Annotated in this window: 12 protein-coding genes; 7 read left to right on the top strand and 5 right to left on the bottom strand. The window is 62.9% G+C overall.

What is annotated here, in order from left to right; translation table 11 throughout:
- The 3 genes from ACIPZF_RS00690 (at position 1) to ACIPZF_RS00680 (ending at position 3,310) form a co-directional block, all read left to right on the top strand.
- Positions 1 to 1,356, top strand: a complete 1,356-nt coding sequence (locus ACIPZF_RS00690) for a glutamine synthetase family protein (RefSeq protein ID WP_400794288.1) — start codon at positions 1 to 3, stop codon at positions 1,354 to 1,356.
- 187 nt (positions 1,357 to 1,543) lie between these two features.
- Positions 1,544 to 2,374 (top strand): alpha/beta fold hydrolase, encoded by an 831-nt coding sequence (locus ACIPZF_RS00685; protein WP_400794286.1) that lies wholly within the window; start codon positions 1,544 to 1,546, stop codon positions 2,372 to 2,374.
- A 156-nt stretch (positions 2,375 to 2,530) separates the two neighbouring features.
- Positions 2,531 to 3,310, top strand: coding sequence for a TSUP family transporter (locus ACIPZF_RS00680; protein ID WP_400794284.1), 780 nt, complete (start codon positions 2,531 to 2,533; stop codon positions 3,308 to 3,310).
- Here the strand turns inward: ACIPZF_RS00680 and nudC are convergent.
- A complete protein-coding gene (gene nudC, locus ACIPZF_RS00675; protein ID WP_400794282.1) occupies positions 3,278 to 4,108 on the bottom strand; it encodes an NAD(+) diphosphatase in 831 nt (276 codons plus the stop codon). The genes ACIPZF_RS00680 and nudC overlap by 33 nt on opposite strands.
- A gap of 34 nt (positions 4,109 to 4,142) precedes the next feature.
- A complete protein-coding gene (locus ACIPZF_RS00670) occupies positions 4,143 to 4,955 on the bottom strand; it encodes a crotonase/enoyl-CoA hydratase family protein (RefSeq protein ID WP_400794280.1) in 813 nt (270 codons plus the stop codon).
- A 152-nt stretch (positions 4,956 to 5,107) separates the two neighbouring features.
- Here ACIPZF_RS00670 and ACIPZF_RS00665 point away from each other — a divergent pair, with 152 nt between their 5' ends.
- The 4 genes from ACIPZF_RS00665 to ACIPZF_RS00650 all read left to right on the top strand — a co-directional run bounded on the left by ACIPZF_RS00665 (position 5,108) and on the right by ACIPZF_RS00650 (position 8,802).
- A complete protein-coding gene (locus tag ACIPZF_RS00665) occupies positions 5,108 to 5,671 on the top strand; it encodes a lipocalin family protein (protein WP_400794278.1) in 564 nt (187 codons plus the stop codon).
- A gap of 61 nt (positions 5,672 to 5,732) precedes the next feature.
- Positions 5,733 to 6,692 (top strand): MBL fold metallo-hydrolase, encoded by a 960-nt coding sequence (locus ACIPZF_RS00660; RefSeq protein WP_400794276.1) that lies wholly within the window; start codon positions 5,733 to 5,735, stop codon positions 6,690 to 6,692.
- A 150-nt stretch (positions 6,693 to 6,842) separates the two neighbouring features.
- On the top strand, positions 6,843 to 7,742 hold the full coding sequence (locus tag ACIPZF_RS00655) for a DUF3365 domain-containing protein (protein WP_400794274.1): 900 nt from the start codon (positions 6,843 to 6,845) through the stop codon (positions 7,740 to 7,742).
- Positions 7,735 to 8,802, top strand: a complete 1,068-nt coding sequence (locus ACIPZF_RS00650; RefSeq protein WP_400794272.1) for a serine/threonine-protein kinase — start codon at positions 7,735 to 7,737, stop codon at positions 8,800 to 8,802. The genes ACIPZF_RS00655 and ACIPZF_RS00650 overlap by 8 nt, the downstream gene beginning before the upstream one ends.
- Before the next feature lie 21 nt (positions 8,803 to 8,823).
- On the opposite strand, the gene tssM is transcribed toward ACIPZF_RS00650, so the two are convergent.
- Genes tssM through tssK form a run of 3 tightly spaced genes read right to left on the bottom strand, consistent with a single transcriptional unit; the run spans position 8,824 to position 14,875 of the window.
- A complete protein-coding gene (gene tssM / locus ACIPZF_RS00645) occupies positions 8,824 to 12,231 on the bottom strand; it encodes a type VI secretion system membrane subunit TssM (RefSeq protein ID WP_400794270.1) in 3,408 nt (1,135 codons plus the stop codon).
- 9 nt (positions 12,232 to 12,240) lie between these two features.
- The gene (icmH, locus tag ACIPZF_RS00640) at positions 12,241 to 13,521 is read right to left on the bottom strand and encodes a type IVB secretion system protein IcmH/DotU (RefSeq protein WP_400794268.1); all 1,281 of its coding nucleotides are present in this window, start codon (positions 13,519 to 13,521) and stop codon (positions 12,241 to 12,243) included.
- Positions 13,522 to 13,543: 22 nt separating this feature from the next.
- Positions 13,544 to 14,875: a type VI secretion system baseplate subunit TssK gene (gene tssK / locus ACIPZF_RS00635; protein WP_400794266.1), complete on the bottom strand. Its 1,332-nt coding sequence runs from the start codon at positions 14,873 to 14,875 to the stop codon at positions 13,544 to 13,546.
- Between the last annotated feature and the right edge of the window lies 1 nt (position 14,876).

The raw sequence follows: 14,876 nt of genomic DNA, 5'->3' as shown, positions 1-14,876 counted from the left end.
ATGACAACCACAACGACAAGCTTTGCCGATCTGCTCAGTGAAGTACGCGCCTTCCGCGCCCGTTACCCCGAAGTCACCCACATCGACCTGCTCAGCCTGGACATCCCCGGGCACTTCTACGGCAAGCGCTACCCCATCGACATGCTGGAAAAGGTCGCCAGCGGCAGCCCGCTGAAGCTGCCGCAGAACTGCGTGCTGCTGGGCGTGCAAGGTGGGCTGTTCCCGATTGGCGACTACTGCTTCAACGACGGCGATCCGGATGCGCTGCGGCGCCTGGTGCCGGGTACGTTAAAGCCGGTCAGCTGGGAGCGCGAACCGCTGGGCCAGATGCTGATCAGCTCCGACGGCACCGCCGCCCCCATCGAATTCGAGCCCCGCGAAGTGCTTGCCCGCGTGCTGCAGCGCCTTGAACGTCGCGGAATTCGCCCGGTGGTGGCATTCGAGCTGGAGTTCTACCTGTTCGACCGAGCGCTCAAGCAAGGCCTGCCGCAGTTTCCGCGCGACCCATTCAGCGATGACCCGGATGACCAGCCGAACATGCACATCGAACGCTTGTCGCGGTTCAGCGATGTGCTCCTTGACATGGTGCACACCGCCAACGCTCAAGGGGTCGATGCCAACGTCATCACCGCCGAACTCGGCCCTGGCCAGTTCGAGATCAACTTCGGTCACTGTGACGATGGCCTGCGCGCCGCCGACTGGGCCGCCCTGTTCTGCCGCAGCACGCGCGGCGTGGCGCTCAAGCACGGGCTGCGCGCTTCGTTCATGAGCAAACCCTACCTGCAGGCGCCGGGCAGTGGCATGCACGTGCACGTCAGCCTGTACGACAAGGAAGGCAACAACCTGCTGGCGGCCGACCAGCAACGTCCGCTGCGCCATGCGGTGGCCGGCTGCCTGGCCTTGCTGCCCCATTGCATGCCGATCTTTGCCGCCAACCACAACGCGTTTCGCCGCTACGGCGCCATGGTCAATGCGGCCAGCCGTGCCAGCTGGGGTTTTGAAGACCGTGACGCGTGCATCCGCATTCCCGATTCGGACGCACGCAACCTGCGCATCGAGCACCGCTTGGCAGGGGCGGACGCCAACCCCTACCTGGTGCTGGCAGCCATCCTGTGCGGCATGGAGCACGGGCTGGAGGCCGGGCAGGAGCCGATCGCGCCGCTGAACGAAGACCGCGCCAGCGGGATCGACTTCCCCAAGGATATGCTCAGTGCGGTCGCGAGTATGCGTGGGCACCCGGCCGTGAATGAGGGGCTGGGGGAGGAATTCGTGATGGTGTACTGCGAGAACAAGCGCCAGGATCACCTGGCGTTCATGCACGAGGTCAGCGCCCGCGAGTACCGGTGGTTCCTGTGATTTTTTGATTGTCAGTACGACCCTTTCGCGGGACAAGCCCGCTCCCACAGGTGCTCAGGCCAACCTGTGGGGGCGGGCTTGCCGAGACGTCGGACCGCCCGCGAAAGGGCCGGTGATGACAACACGAAAATCTCTCCTATTCTCAATAGCTCATTCGGCAACCCCCCTGCACAGAGGAGACGCGACCATGAGCTACGTGACCACGAAGGATGGCGTTCAAATCTTCTACAAGGACTGGGGACCGCGCGATGCGCCGGTCATCCACTTTCACCACGGCTGGCCGCTCAGCGCCGACGACTGGGACGCGCAGCTGCTGTTCTTCCTCGGCAAAGGCTTTCGCGTAGTGGCCCACGACCGTCGCGGCCACGGGCGCTCCAGCCAGGTGTGGGACGGCCACGACATGGACCATTACGCCGATGACGTGGCCGCCGTGGTCGAGCACCTGGGCATTCAGGGTGCGGTGCATGTCGGCCACTCTACCGGTGGCGGCGAGGTGGTGCGCTACATGGCCCGCTACCCCGGCGACAAAGTGGCCAAAGCCGTGTTGATCGCGGCCGTGCCGCCGTTGATGGTGCAAACCCCAGGCAACCCCGGCGGCCTGCCCAAGTCTGTGTTCGACGGCTTCCAGGCGCAGGTGGCGAACAACCGCGCCCAGTTCTACCGGGATGTGCCGGCCGGGCCGTTCTATGGCTATAACCGTGCTGGCGCGCAAGCGGCCGAAGGGGTCATCGCCAACTGGTGGCGCCAGGGCATGATCGGCAGTGCCAAGGCACACTACGACGGCATCGTGGCGTTCTCCCAGACCGACTTTACCGAGGACCTCAAGGGTATCAGCCAGCCGGTGCTGGTGATGCACGGCGATGATGACCAGATCGTGCCGTACGAGAACTCAGGGCCGCTGTCGGCCAAGCTGCTCCCCAACGGCACGCTGAAGACCTACAAAGGCTTCCCGCATGGCATGCCGACCACCCATGCCGATGTGATCAATGCGGACTTGCTGGCGTTCATCCAGAGCTGATTTGAATGGCTGTACCGGCCTCTTCGCGGGGCAAGCCCGCTCCCACAGTGTTGAGCCCGTGGGAGCGGGCTTGCCCCGCGAAGAGGCCGGCACTGGCAACCCATACTTCCCAGGTTTACCATCCACACCTCTATCTCCCTGCCTGCCAGCCCCCCAATGCCCTTCGAACTCACCGTAGAACCCCTCACCCTGCTGATCCTCGCCCTGGTCGCCTTCGTCGCCGGTTTCATCGACGCCATTGCCGGCGGTGGCGGCCTGCTTACCACCCCGGCGCTGCTCACCGCCGGCATGCCGCCGCATCTGGTGCTGGGCACCAACAAGCTCAGCTCGACCTTCGGCTCGGCCACCGCCGGCTTCACCTACTACAAACGCAAGCTGTTCCACCCGGCGCAGTGGCGCCCGGCGTTGTTCGCGACGTTGGTCGGTGCCTCGATCGGTGCGGTCGTCGCCCACTACATGCCGGCCGAATGGCTGAACAAGATGCTGCCGGTGATCGTCTTCGCGTGCGGCATCTACCTGCTGTTCGGCGGCACGCCCAAGGCGCCGCTGGATGCCGATGCGCCGATCAAGAAGAAGTGGCAGTTCCCGCAAGGCTTCACCCTGGGCTTCTATGACGGCGTGGCCGGCCCTGGCACCGGAGCGTTCTGGACCGTGAGCACGCTGCTGCTCTACCCCATCGACCTGGTCCGCGCCAGCGGCGTGGCGCGCAGCATGAACTTCGTCAGCAACATCGCGGCGCTGACGGTATTCGTGATTTCCGGGCAGGTGGATTATGTGGTCGGCCTGTGCATGGGCCTGTCGGTGATGGTCGGCGCGTTCTTCGGCGCACGCACGGCGATCAGCGGCGGCAGCAAGTTCATCCGCCCGGTATTCATCACCGTGGTGCTGGCCTTGACCGTGCGCCTAGCGTGGCAGCACTGGTTCGGCCAGGCCTAGGCGGCGCGCCACATACAGATCGATCAGGTAACGGGCGATGGAGCGCCCGGCCGGCAGCGGCGGCAGGTCGTGCACGTTGAACCACTGGGCATCCTCGATTTCATCCGGCTGCATGACGATGTCGCCACCCGCGTACTCGGCATGGAAACCCAGCATCATCGAATGCGGGAATGGCCAGCACTGACTGCCGACGTACTGGATGTTGCGCACCTCGACCGCCACCTCTTCGCGCACCTCGCGCACCAGGCAGTCCTCGGCCGATTCGCCTGGTTCGGCGAAACCCGCCAGGGTGCTGTAGACGCCCGTGACGAAACGCGGTGAACGGGCCAGCAGGATCTCGTCGCCACGGGTCACCAGCACGATCATGCTCGGCGAAATCCGTGGATAGCTGCGCAAATCGCAAGGCTGGCAATACATCGCCCGCTCCCAGCGTATCTGCGTCATCGCCTGGCCACAGCTGCCACAGAAGCGGTGCTCGCGGGCCCAGGTGCCGATCTGCGCGGCGTAGCCCAGCACTTTATAGAGGTCGAAGTCGCCTTCCAGCATGAACGCCCGCAGGCCGCGCCAGCCGCAGCCGGGCACTTCGGCGGCGCTGCGCAGTTCCAGCAGGAACACCGGCTCGCCGTCGAAATGGCCGATGCCATGCTCGGCCAGCACGTCGAGGTCCTGCCGTTTGAGCCAGTCGCGGGGGAACAACGCGCCGTTGGCGTCCACCAAAAACCCTTCCGGGCTGCGGGCGACGGCCCAGCCCCCGGTGATCTGCGGGTCGAGTACTGCGGTAGTCCAGCGTGCTGACATGTTGGGGGGTCCTGTGTTGCGTCCCCCGGCCCGGTCAGTCGGCGAACGTCGGTTTCTGTTTGCTCATGTGCGCCGCCACCGCCACGCGCAGGTCTTCGGACTGCAGCATCGCGGCATTCCAGGTGGCGATGTATTCCAGACCATCGTCGATGCGATGGTCGCGCATGTAGCTGAGCATTTCCTTGGTGCCGGCCACGGCGATCGGCGATTTTGCGGCAATCTCGCGGGCGATGGCAAAGACCCCGTCGAGCAGCGCGGCCTGATCATCATAGACCCGGTTCACCAGGCCGATGCGCAGCGCTTCGGCAGCCTCGACAGTGCGCCCGGTGAAGGCCAGCTCTCGCATCATGCCGTCGCCGATGATACGTGGCAAACGTTGCAAGGTGCCGACATCGGCGGCCATGCCCATGTCGATTTCCTTGATCGAGAACTGCGCATCCGCGCTGCAGTAGCGCATGTCGCAGGCCGACACCAGGTCGATGGCGCCGCCGATGCAATAGCCCTGGATGGCCGCCAGCACCGGCTTGCGGCAATTGTCCACGGCATTGAACGAAGACTGCAGGCGCAGGATGGTACGGCGCAGCAACCGCGCGTTGCGGCCTACATCCTTGCCCATCTGGCCGGCCAGCGAGGCCAGCATCATCAGGTCGATGCCTGAAGAGAAATGCTTGCCCGCGCCGCTGATGACCACTGCGCGAACCGCGTCGGTGTCGTCGATCCACTGGAAGATATCGACGATCTCCTCCCAGAAGGCCGCGTTCATCGCGTTGATCTTTTCCGGGCGATTGATCTGGACATGAGCGATGTTGTCGGTCAGTTCGACTTTGAATGCGCTGTACTCGGTCACGGGCTGCACTCCTGCAGGCAAAGGGTCACGTCGCCGATGGTAACCCAGGCGCGTTGCCGTGCTTGTGCCAAAAGCGAGACTGCATACAACTTTTACTCGGCGTGCGCATCGAAGCACAGGTAAGCATTACAACCGCTTCCAGGAGATTTGCCATGGCAATGCGCAAGGCCCTTGTCCTATCCTGCATGACGCTGGCCCTGGCGGGCTGCGCCGGCTCCAGCGACGAACACCGCGCCCCACCCACCACCCAGCAGGTCGACCTGCAGCGCTATCAGGGCACCTGGTATGAGCTGGCACGCTTGCCGATGTTCTTCCAGCGCAACTGCGTGCAGTCCGAGGCGCACTATGGTTTGCGCGAAGACGGGCGTATCGACGTGACCAACCGCTGCAAGGAAAACGACGGCGAGTGGAACGAGGCCAAGGGCATTGCCGAGGCCCAGCAATCCGGCAAGACGGACAAGCTCTGGGTGCAGTTCGACAACTGGTTCAGCCGCTTGGCGCCTGGGCTGACCAAGGGCGACTATTGGGTGCTGTATCACGACAAGGACTATCGCGTGGCACTGGTCGGGCATCCGAATCGCGAGTACCTGTGGCTGTTGTCGCGCTCGCCAGCCATCACCGACCAGACGCGTGAGCAACTGGTAGCGATCGCGCAGAAGCAAGGGTATGACACCAGCAAGCTGATCTGGCGCCAAGAGAATACGACCACCCCATGACCCATCGACGGCCCGGCTCAGTCCGGCTAAGGTAGGGTCCCGCAAATGCTGGAGTCAGACAGTGGACCTGCAGTTTCTGGGTACCTCGGCGGGGGTGCCCACCCGCATGCGCAACGTCAGCGCCACCGCAGTCATCGAACCTACGGGTCAGCATTGGTACCTTGTCGATTGCGGCGAAGGCACTCAGCATCAAGTGCTGCGCACGCCATTGTCCATGCGTGACCTGCGGGCCATCTTCATCACCCACGTGCATGGCGATCATTGTTTCGGCTTGCCCGGCCTGCTGGCCAGTGCCGCGATGAGTGGGCGCAGGCAACCCCTGGACCTGATCCTGCCGGATGCGCTGCGCGAATGGGTACGCCTGAGCCTGACGGCCAGCGACAGCTACTTGCCCTTCGAACTGCGCCTGCTGCCAGTCGAGGGGCTGGACCATTGGCACAGCGATACGCTGCGGGTCAGCACTGTCCAGCTATCGCACCGGGTCCCGAGTGTCGGTTATGTATTCACCGAGCTCAACCCCGAGCCCCGCCTGGACATACGGCGCCTGGATGCCGAAGGGATCCCGCGCGGCCCATTGTGGGGTGACCTGGCCAAGGGGCTGTCGGTCGAAGTCGACGGGCAGCGGCTCGATGCCCGCGACTATCTGCTGGCCTCACGGCCCGCCCGGCGGGTGATCGTATGCGGCGACAACGACGACCCTGGCCTTTTGACTGCTGTAGCCCAAGACGCTGATGTACTGGTGCACGAAGCCACCTTCACCCAGCCCACCGTCGAGCGCAGCGGCAATGCCTTCGGCCACAGCACGGCGGCGGCCGTCGCCCAGTTTGCCGAAGTGGCGAAGGTACGCAACCTGGTGCTCACCCATTTCAGTGCCCGCTATCAAAGCGACCCGCGGCGCAGCCCCTGCATCGATGATGTGCGCAATGAAGCTCTGGCCCACTACACCGGGCACCTGACGTTGGCGCGGGACCTGCAGCGCTACCATATCGGACGTGATGGAATCCTGCTTCCCGTCACCTGAACACCCGACGCTCCCCTTGTATTCCATGATTTCATTCAATCCCTTCACCTCAAAGGCATTGAGAGAATTACCGTTCCCCATCACCGTGGAATCGTTACGCTGCCCTCGTTTCAACGGTGTCGCCATAGACGCCATGCAAGGGAAGCCTCCATGAAATCGTCACTGGCAATCAGATTCAACGTCGTGCTCCTGGCTGTGCTCATCGTCGCCTTTGTCGCCGGCAGCCTCCTCGCCAACTACTACTTGAAGAACAGCGTACGTCAGCAATCGCTGGAAAGGGCACGCCTGCTCCTCGGCGCTGCGGCGGCCAGCAACGCTTATACCGTCAAGCATGTCGTGCCACTGCTGGCAGAGCGCCTGGAGGTCGAGTTTCTGCCCCAGTTGACCCCATCGCTGGCCGCCAGCCAACAGATGCGCGAAATGCTCATGGCCTATCCGGGTCACGTCTATCGACAAGCCACCTTGAACCCGCCCAACCCGGGCAATCAGGCGACCGGCTGGGAAACTGAAGTCATCGAGCAATTGCGTGAGAAACCTCAGGCCAAGGAACTGGTCGGTGAACGCGATCATGGCGATGGCCTGACCCTCTTCGTCGCACAGCCCATCCAGGTCGCCGACGCAGCCTGTCTGATCTGCCATGGCTCGCCCGACTCCGCGCCCAAGACAGTGACCGACCTCTACGGCAGGCACCACGGTTTTGACTGGCAACTCAACGAGATCATCGGCATGCGCTATGCATCGGTACCGCTTGGCCTACCGCTGCAACAAGCCAGCGAGCGCCTGAACAGCCTCATGCTGTGGCTGCTGGCGATCGATGTGTTTCTGTTTTGCGCGTTGAGCTGGACCTTCCACCGCTTGGTCGCCCGGCGCCTCAAGGCGATGGCCGACATTGCCGAGCGCGTCAGCCTGGGCGAGCGAGCAACGCCGGAAATAACGCCAGGTGCCCCTGATGATCTGGCGCGCATGGGCCAGTCATTCACGCGCATGCGCACCAGCCTGGCCTGCGCCATGAACATGCTCGAAGCGAAGTCGGGCGCCGATCATGCTTGAACGAATGGGCAAGTATCGCATCGACAGCGTGCTTGGCGAAGGCGCCATGGGCACCGTCTACAGGGCCTTCGACCCGGACATTGCTCGGATCGTGGCGCTCAAGACAGTGCGCATGGAGCTGCTCGGCGATGGCCATCTGCAGCAATTGTCGCGCCGCTTCCAGAATGAAGCCCAAGCCGCTGGCCGGCTGAATCACGCTAACATCGTCACGGTTTACGAGTACGGCGAGGCTGGCGGTTTCGCCTACATCGCGATGGAGTTCGTCGACGGTATCGCCCTCGATACCCTGCTACAACACCGACAAACGCAGCCGATACCCCAAGTGATCAGCTGGATGTGTCAGTTGCTGCTCGCGTTGCATCATGCTCATTGCAAGGGTGTCATTCATCGTGACATCAAACCCGCCAACCTGGTCATCACTGCTGACCAGCAGCTGAAGGTCACCGATTTCGGCGTCGCGCACCTGGACAATACGAGCATGACGCAAACCGGTTCGATGGTCGGCACGCCCTGCTACATGTCACCCGAACAGTTTCGCGGTGCCAGTGTGGATGGCCGTTCGGACCTGTTCTCCACTGGCGTCCTGCTCTACCAGCTGCTCACCGGCGAACGGCCGTTCTCGGGGTCGGCAGCCATGGTCATGCACCAGGTACTCAGCCAGGTACCGGTGCCACCGTCGCGTCTCAACCCGGCACTGGGCTTGCAGTGTGATCGCCTGATCGCCAAGGCCCTGGCGAAATCCCCGGACGATCGCTTCGCTTCGGCATTGGATTTTCTCAGCGCATTGCAAGCCCTGCCATCGCCACCGCTGCCAGACTCGCCGATGCAGGATGACGACCGCACACGGCTGGATCTGCCCTGCACGCCCGCCACCGGCTTGGACCCAGACTTCCTGCAACAGTGCGAAAAACGCCTGACTTACTTGATCGGCCCGATCGCGCGCATCCTGGTACGCCACGCGCTCAAGGACTGCATGACTCGCCAGGCGTTGCTGCAGACACTGGCTCAACATATCGACGAAGATGCTCAGCGCCGTGCATTTCTGCAACCACCACTGTGAATCGTGGCTTCCAGTCGATGACTAAAAAGGTGCCGGGCAACGGAACTGTTCCAGGGTGTCACGCTGGAATGGATGCACCACGCTACTGGGTTGCAACAGATAACGCACCTTGCGCCCCGCAAAGTCGAAGCTCAATACGAAACGCTCACCTTCCTCGACGCTGAGCCGACCTTGGTCCAGCAGTCGCAGCCAAGCCCACGGGCCCTCACTGCGCAAGCCATCGCCTGCATGCAGTTGCACCAAGTCTTTGCCCTTGCCACTTGGCAGGGTGATGGACGTGAAGCCAAGGGGCGTGTCGGTATCGAAAACCACAGGCTGGCCGGCAATATCCAGGCTCACCTCACCCAGCGCCGCGTCGGCCTCCAGGGGTTTGAGGGCAAAGCGCAAGGACGGCTGTCGCGCTCCGCTGACAAAGAACATGTCGCGTATGCGTGCGCCATGCTGGAACTGGTCGAGTACGGCCTGGCTACTGATCATGGACACATTGCCAGTCGTTCTCCAGCGCCAGCGGCTGGTGCTCGTATCAACGTAGGGTGCCAGCTGATTATTGAAAAATTCGTCCATCAGCCCGCCGGGGCTGAAAAACTTACCGAAGTCATCGGCGGTGACTTCACGGCTGGCGCCGCGCACCAGGGGGTAGCGGCCGGCGATGGCATCGCGACAGAATGCCGCGCCGCTGACACGCCACAGGGCACTGAGCCGCTCACGCTCATTACCCAGCGCCAGCGCGCCGCCCTGGTTGCCGATAGCGAGCAAGATGGTCGAAAGCGGAACGGGCAGCTGCTCCGCCATACGCTTGATGCGCCCGAGTACCTCCGGGCTCGGTGCGGAAGTGCCTGCGTGGCGAGCGTCCTCGGCACCGGCGAAGAACTGCGCAGCTTCCTTCAGCAAATCCAGACTTTCGACAAGCAGCGGCGAACCCGGCCGATCGATCAAGGCGTGCAAACTGGCGAAATGCTGGTTCACAGGGTGGCTGGATGGCTCCACTACCCTGCCTGGGGCGCCATCATCCAATGAGCTTTGCAAACGTTCGTGAGCGATGTCCAGCCCTGTGCCAGTCTGACGCTGCAGTTGCTGGTCATTCTCCTGCGCGGTAGCGTCTTCAAGCCTGGTCTCACGTGCAGCGGCCATCAGGACGGCGCGCAGCGGCGAATCTGCAGCGGACAACGCGTTGCTGACCCTCGCAGCCTGACCCAAGGTGCCCAACGACACCAGCTGCAGATCCTTGAGGTAGTTATCCCATTCGCCGATGTAATCGGCGTAATACAAGCCCAGCACAGAAGCCATCATGCCTTGCGTGTTGCCTGCGGCCAACGCTGCTTCATGGCGATCGAGAATCCAGCTTTCCTTGGCCATATTGGCGACCGCTTGCTCATGCATCGTCCGCAACGCCCGATAGCCGGCCACCGTGAACAGCCCACTCACGCCACGAGACAAGGGCGCTCCGCTACCGCGGCCGAGCAGCGACGATGCATCCTGCCCGGCAGCGCTGTCGACACTGAAGGCTGGCAGATCCTGCTGAAGCACCTGGCGCTTGAGGCGACTGTAGATACGCTGTGACAGTGACAGCGAGGCAAGCGTGAGGCGAGTGTGGGCGACCAGTTCCTTGTCGAGCGGCTCAGGGCCTGCAGTGCCATCCTCGAGCAAGGCCGCCAGGTGCGACGACAACGCCTGGCGCTGCATCTCGCTGGCCTGGGACAGCTCCCGGAACCAGGCGACATCGGCCCACGCCTGCACCGAAACGGCATCGAAATGCTGCCGCTTGCCAAGCATCAGATAGACCCGCAGGGTCTCGAACAAGAAGTCCTGATTGGCGGTATCGCCACGGCGCAAAGCGGTTTCCAGGTTGGCAACGAGCGGCACCATCAAGGTGCCGTGCAATAGACGTCGGTACAGTGCCAACGCCTCATCCCCGAGCGGGTCGACCTGCTTGAGCCCAATGCGTTCGAGCAACCCGGGGCGCTCTTCACGCACGAGCGCGTTCGCTGACAATTGACGGGCTTCATCGAGCAGTGGCAGGGCCGCAACAACGTTGCCGTTGTCGGTGAAAGCCCGGGTCAGTCTTGCCAGCTCGAGCGTGCGTTGCTGCATCAGTTCGACTGCGGACTGTTTATGCTGGTAGCCGATACCAACGCCCAGCGCCAGCAGCGCAGTCAGGACCACCAGGCACAACCTCCCCGCTCGTAGCCAACGACGGCGCTCGCGCGTGAGACGAGAGCCGATCAATCCCATTTCCTTGCAGATCACCTCTTGCATCAGGCGCGTGATGAAGTAGCTGCGCCCTCGGGATTGCTGAGTGCCACTGGTGAAATACACGCCTCTTACCAGGGTCGGCAATTGGTAACGATTGGGCTGGAAAACACGGGTCATGAAGTGCCCGAGCTCGCCTTTGATACTGGCAAACTGGTTGGGGAAATCGTACAGCAAGGCGCGCCGGGAGAGTTCGCGCTCTTGTTGCATGCAAGCGAGTACGCGGACCTGCAATTGGCGCTCCAGCGCATCGAACTCCGCCGGAAAACTCGCCAGCCCCGCGTCCAGTTGCTGAGCCTGGCGCATCGGGAACGTCATCCCCCAAACCTGGCTGCGCTGATCACGGCCCAGGTGTTCGAAAAACTCGGCGAAGCCCGGCAGCAAGTCGCATTTGGTGACCATGACATAGACGGGCAAGACAACACCCAGCCGCTTGTACAACTCGTCGATACGCAAGCGGATGGCCTTGGACTGCAGGGTCTGAGCATCGCTGGGCTGTAACAGGTCATTCACACTGAGGGTAACGATCACGCCATTCAACGGGCTACGGCGCCGGTGATTTCGCAAGAGGTCGAGCAAGGCGTTCCACGCTGTCGAATCCGTGGGGTGTTCCTGGCAGGTGTATCGTCCTGCCGTGTCGAGAAACACCGCTTCGTTGCTGAACCACCAGCGGCAAGGGCGGGTGTCGCCTGATCCGTCGATAGCCGTTGCACCTGGCGTTTCACTTAGCGGGAACTGCAGGCCCGAGTGAGCGATGGCAGTGGTTTTGCCGCTGCCCGGGGCGCCCATGATGAGGTACCACGGCAAAGGGTTCAGGGCCTGTTGCCGCCGAGTTTTGCCTCTACGCGACAGCGCCATCGCTGCGTCCATGCGCTCGGCCAGAAGCCCGACCTCGTCCTGCATTTGCCGCTCAACGTCGCTTGACCCTGGTTCGCGCCTGGCGCGCCGAGCAAGCCACCAAGCGACATACAGCCCCCACGCGACCAATAGCAGTGTAATCACAGCCAATCGCCAGTGTTCCGAGGCCAACGGTGCGTATCCATCGAATGTCAGCGATGGCCCCTGATACCACAGCAGCGCAGCGATCAACAGCACCCCGATCAACGAGAAGAACCAGGCACTGGCCAGCCACTGCAACACGCGTTTGAACACATCGAGTAAGGGTATGAAATAAGACATCGCCTGTCCTTACTGCGGCTGTACTGGATTGGAGAAGGTGATATCCACCCGTCGATTACGCGCACGATTTGCCGGTGAATCGTTGGGCGCGAGCGGTTCGGCTGCGCCCCTCCCCTCGCTGCGGTAACGGGTCGATGGGCCAGTCCGACTGCCCAGTAAATTCACCACGGCGCGGGCCCGCGCTTCGGAAAGCTCGGCATTGGTCCTCAGCCGCGCGCGGGGCGATGGTGGTTGGTTGTCGGTGTGGCCGACTACCAGGACCTCACCAGGTATCCTGCTCAGTGCGTCACCTATGCGCTGCAACAACGCTTGCGCGCTGGGCAGAACGACGGTACTGCCCGAGTTGAAAACATCTTGTCCACTCAGGGAAATCACCCAGCGGCCGGCTGTTTCGCGCACGCTCACCAGACCTTGCTCGATGTCATCGGCCAGCAAAGACGACAACTCCATCGATGCAATCGGCGTTATTACTGGTGCTGCCAGGCGGATTTCGGCCAGTTGCGAGCGCAGCGATGCCGAACTACGGTCGAGCAGCCAACGGCAGGTCAGCTCAAGCGCACCCACCAACACTGCAGCCCCGATTGCCATTGCCCACAACGGCATGCCTTTGCGCACTGGCTTGAACCGCGTGGCGGCACCACGCCAGCGAGGCGACAGGTCGTGTTCGATAGCCCCTCGCTGCAAACGAATCTGCCCGTACAGACGCTCGCGCAATACCGCCAGTTGATCGGAGCCGCGGTCGATCACGCGATACCGCCCTTCCAGGCCAAGCGCCAGGCACAGGTACATGAGTTCCAGCAATTCGAGGTGGGTACGTGCATCCATGCTGATGCGCTGAAGCACCCGAAAGAACCGCTCACCACCCCCGGCTTCGTTGTGGAAGGTCACCAGCAAGCTGCGACTGTTCCACACACCCGCCCCCCAGGCGGTGCAGGAAATGGTCTCGTCGACCAGGGTACACAACGCATAATGCGCAACGGCAATGGTCTGGACCTCCACCCGGCAGGCCCGAGCCTGGGTTTCGAACTGGCGGATCGCGTGCATCAGGCGCTGGCGCAGCGTGGCCATGTCCGGGGGGCGCGCCATGCAGCGCAGCGGCATCACCAACGCCAACAACGGGTGGGCGGCTCGAACCAGCGGATTGAGGCCTGCTGCGCAGGGTGTGACCGCCTCGAACGCGTTGCCCTGCCTGCTCGGCAAACCCGCGACTGCCGGGCGACCGTTGGACCTGGGCAGCAGCATCGTGCGATCGGGGTCCAGCCCAGCCGCCAGGGGATCTTTCACGTTCACGTTTGTGCACCTGCGCTTTTGATCAACCGTTACGAATGGCCCAGAACTGCATTTCCAGCCCGGGGAAACTGCCAGCCACATGCAGGGCGAAGCCCGCCGACTGAGCCATTTGTTGCCACTGCTGGCTGCTGCGGTCGAGTTCGAAATAAGTGAAACCTGCATGGAAGGGGACTTGGCGCGGCGCAACCGGCAACGCGCTCAGGCCGATACCGGGCAATTGCAGGTTGACCATGTCGCGAATCTTCTCGACAGAGCCCAACTTGGCTTGTCGTGGAAAAGCGCTGCGCACCGCTTCGCTCGGCATCTGCGCGCGCACAGCCAAGACAAAGGTGGCGCAATGAAGCAACGTGCGGTCCGACAACACCGCCACGCGGATACCGAACTGGCGCTCTTCCAGATGAACTTGCACGGCCCGCGCGTCACTGACCGTGGCCAGGGCACGGCGCAGATCGAGGATCAACGGGGAGAAGGTTTCGGCCAAGGCGTCATGACGGTATGGGGGGTAGCGGGTGGCACGCTTCTCGGCGTGGGTAAAGGTCGCCAGCTCTCCCGCCAACTGGCTCAGTTCACGGTATAACGCTTGCGGGTGTAGCCCGGCCATGCTCGTCAGGTGGCGAACCAACGGTTCGCTGCGATTGAGTAGCTGCAACAGCAGAAAGTCGGCGATCTCCGCCACGCCACTGGTGCCCGGTTGCGCCAGCCGCTTGGCGATGGCGTCGGCACGTTGTTGCACTAACCCGAGCAGTTCCTCGGCGAATTGCCCCAGGCTGGGCGCGGCGCTCACGTCGGTGCTTGGCGGGCAGAACTCGGGATCCAGCAGCACCCGCTGATCGGCGCGGCGCTCCAGCACCCGCGCCACAGCGAGTGTGGTGTAAGCGTCGGCAACGTCCCCGGCGCGCGCCAGCCGCAGGCGCAGTTTGCCCACGTTCAACAGCGCGCTGTTGTCCAGGCCGTTACTGTCCCACACTTCATACTCGACGCTGCGAAAGCGCGCAAAATTTTCGACGCTGGCGCTGTCATCTGTGTCAGCTACCCCATGGCGCGCAGTGGGGAGCGCCAATACCACGATCAGGTCGCGCGCCTCGGCGGGGATCTCAAGCGCCAGCGGCATCTCGTCGAAGGGCAAGCCGACTGCAGTACCGTCAGGCATTACGCCACTGTATGCCTTGAGCGCCAGCTTGCCGAACGCCAGGTGCTGCTCATCGATCTCCAGACGCGAAAAGCCCCAGGCATAGGGCCGCAAGGCACCTACCCGAGCATCGAGCTGAGCGCTCAGGTAGCGGTCGTGCTGTTGCAGGTGCTGCGGCTGCAAAAGCATGCCTTCCGACCAGACGATCTTGCTGTTCCATGACATG

This window comes from Pseudomonas sp. NPDC089752 (assembly GCF_044748725.1).
Taxonomy (GTDB): domain Bacteria; phylum Pseudomonadota; class Gammaproteobacteria; order Pseudomonadales; family Pseudomonadaceae; genus Aquipseudomonas.
The sequence above is the reverse complement of the archived record's forward strand: the minus strand, read 5'-3'. Positions and strand labels throughout refer to the sequence as shown.

Excerpts from the sequence above, each read along its gene's own strand:
- ACIPZF_RS00685 (WP_400794286.1), top strand. The coding sequence starts at position 1,544 with ATGAGCTACGTGACCACGAAGGATGGCGTTCAAATCTTCTACAAGGAC.
- tssM (WP_400794270.1), bottom strand. The coding sequence starts at position 12,231 with ATGTCTTATTTCATACCCTTACTCGATGTGTTCAAACGCGTGTTGCAG.
- ACIPZF_RS00665 (WP_400794278.1), top strand. The coding sequence starts at position 5,108 with ATGGCAATGCGCAAGGCCCTTGTCCTATCCTGCATGACGCTGGCCCTG.
- ACIPZF_RS00680 (WP_400794284.1), top strand. The coding sequence starts at position 2,531 with ATGCCCTTCGAACTCACCGTAGAACCCCTCACCCTGCTGATCCTCGCC.
- nudC (WP_400794282.1), bottom strand. The coding sequence starts at position 4,108 with ATGTCAGCACGCTGGACTACCGCAGTACTCGACCCGCAGATCACCGGG.
- tssK (WP_400794266.1), bottom strand. The coding sequence starts at position 14,875 with ATGTCATGGAACAGCAAGATCGTCTGGTCGGAAGGCATGCTTTTGCAG.
- ACIPZF_RS00655 (WP_400794274.1), top strand. The coding sequence starts at position 6,843 with ATGAAATCGTCACTGGCAATCAGATTCAACGTCGTGCTCCTGGCTGTG.
- ACIPZF_RS00690 (WP_400794288.1), top strand. The coding sequence starts at position 1 with ATGACAACCACAACGACAAGCTTTGCCGATCTGCTCAGTGAAGTACGC.
- ACIPZF_RS00650 (WP_400794272.1), top strand. The coding sequence starts at position 7,735 with ATGCTTGAACGAATGGGCAAGTATCGCATCGACAGCGTGCTTGGCGAA.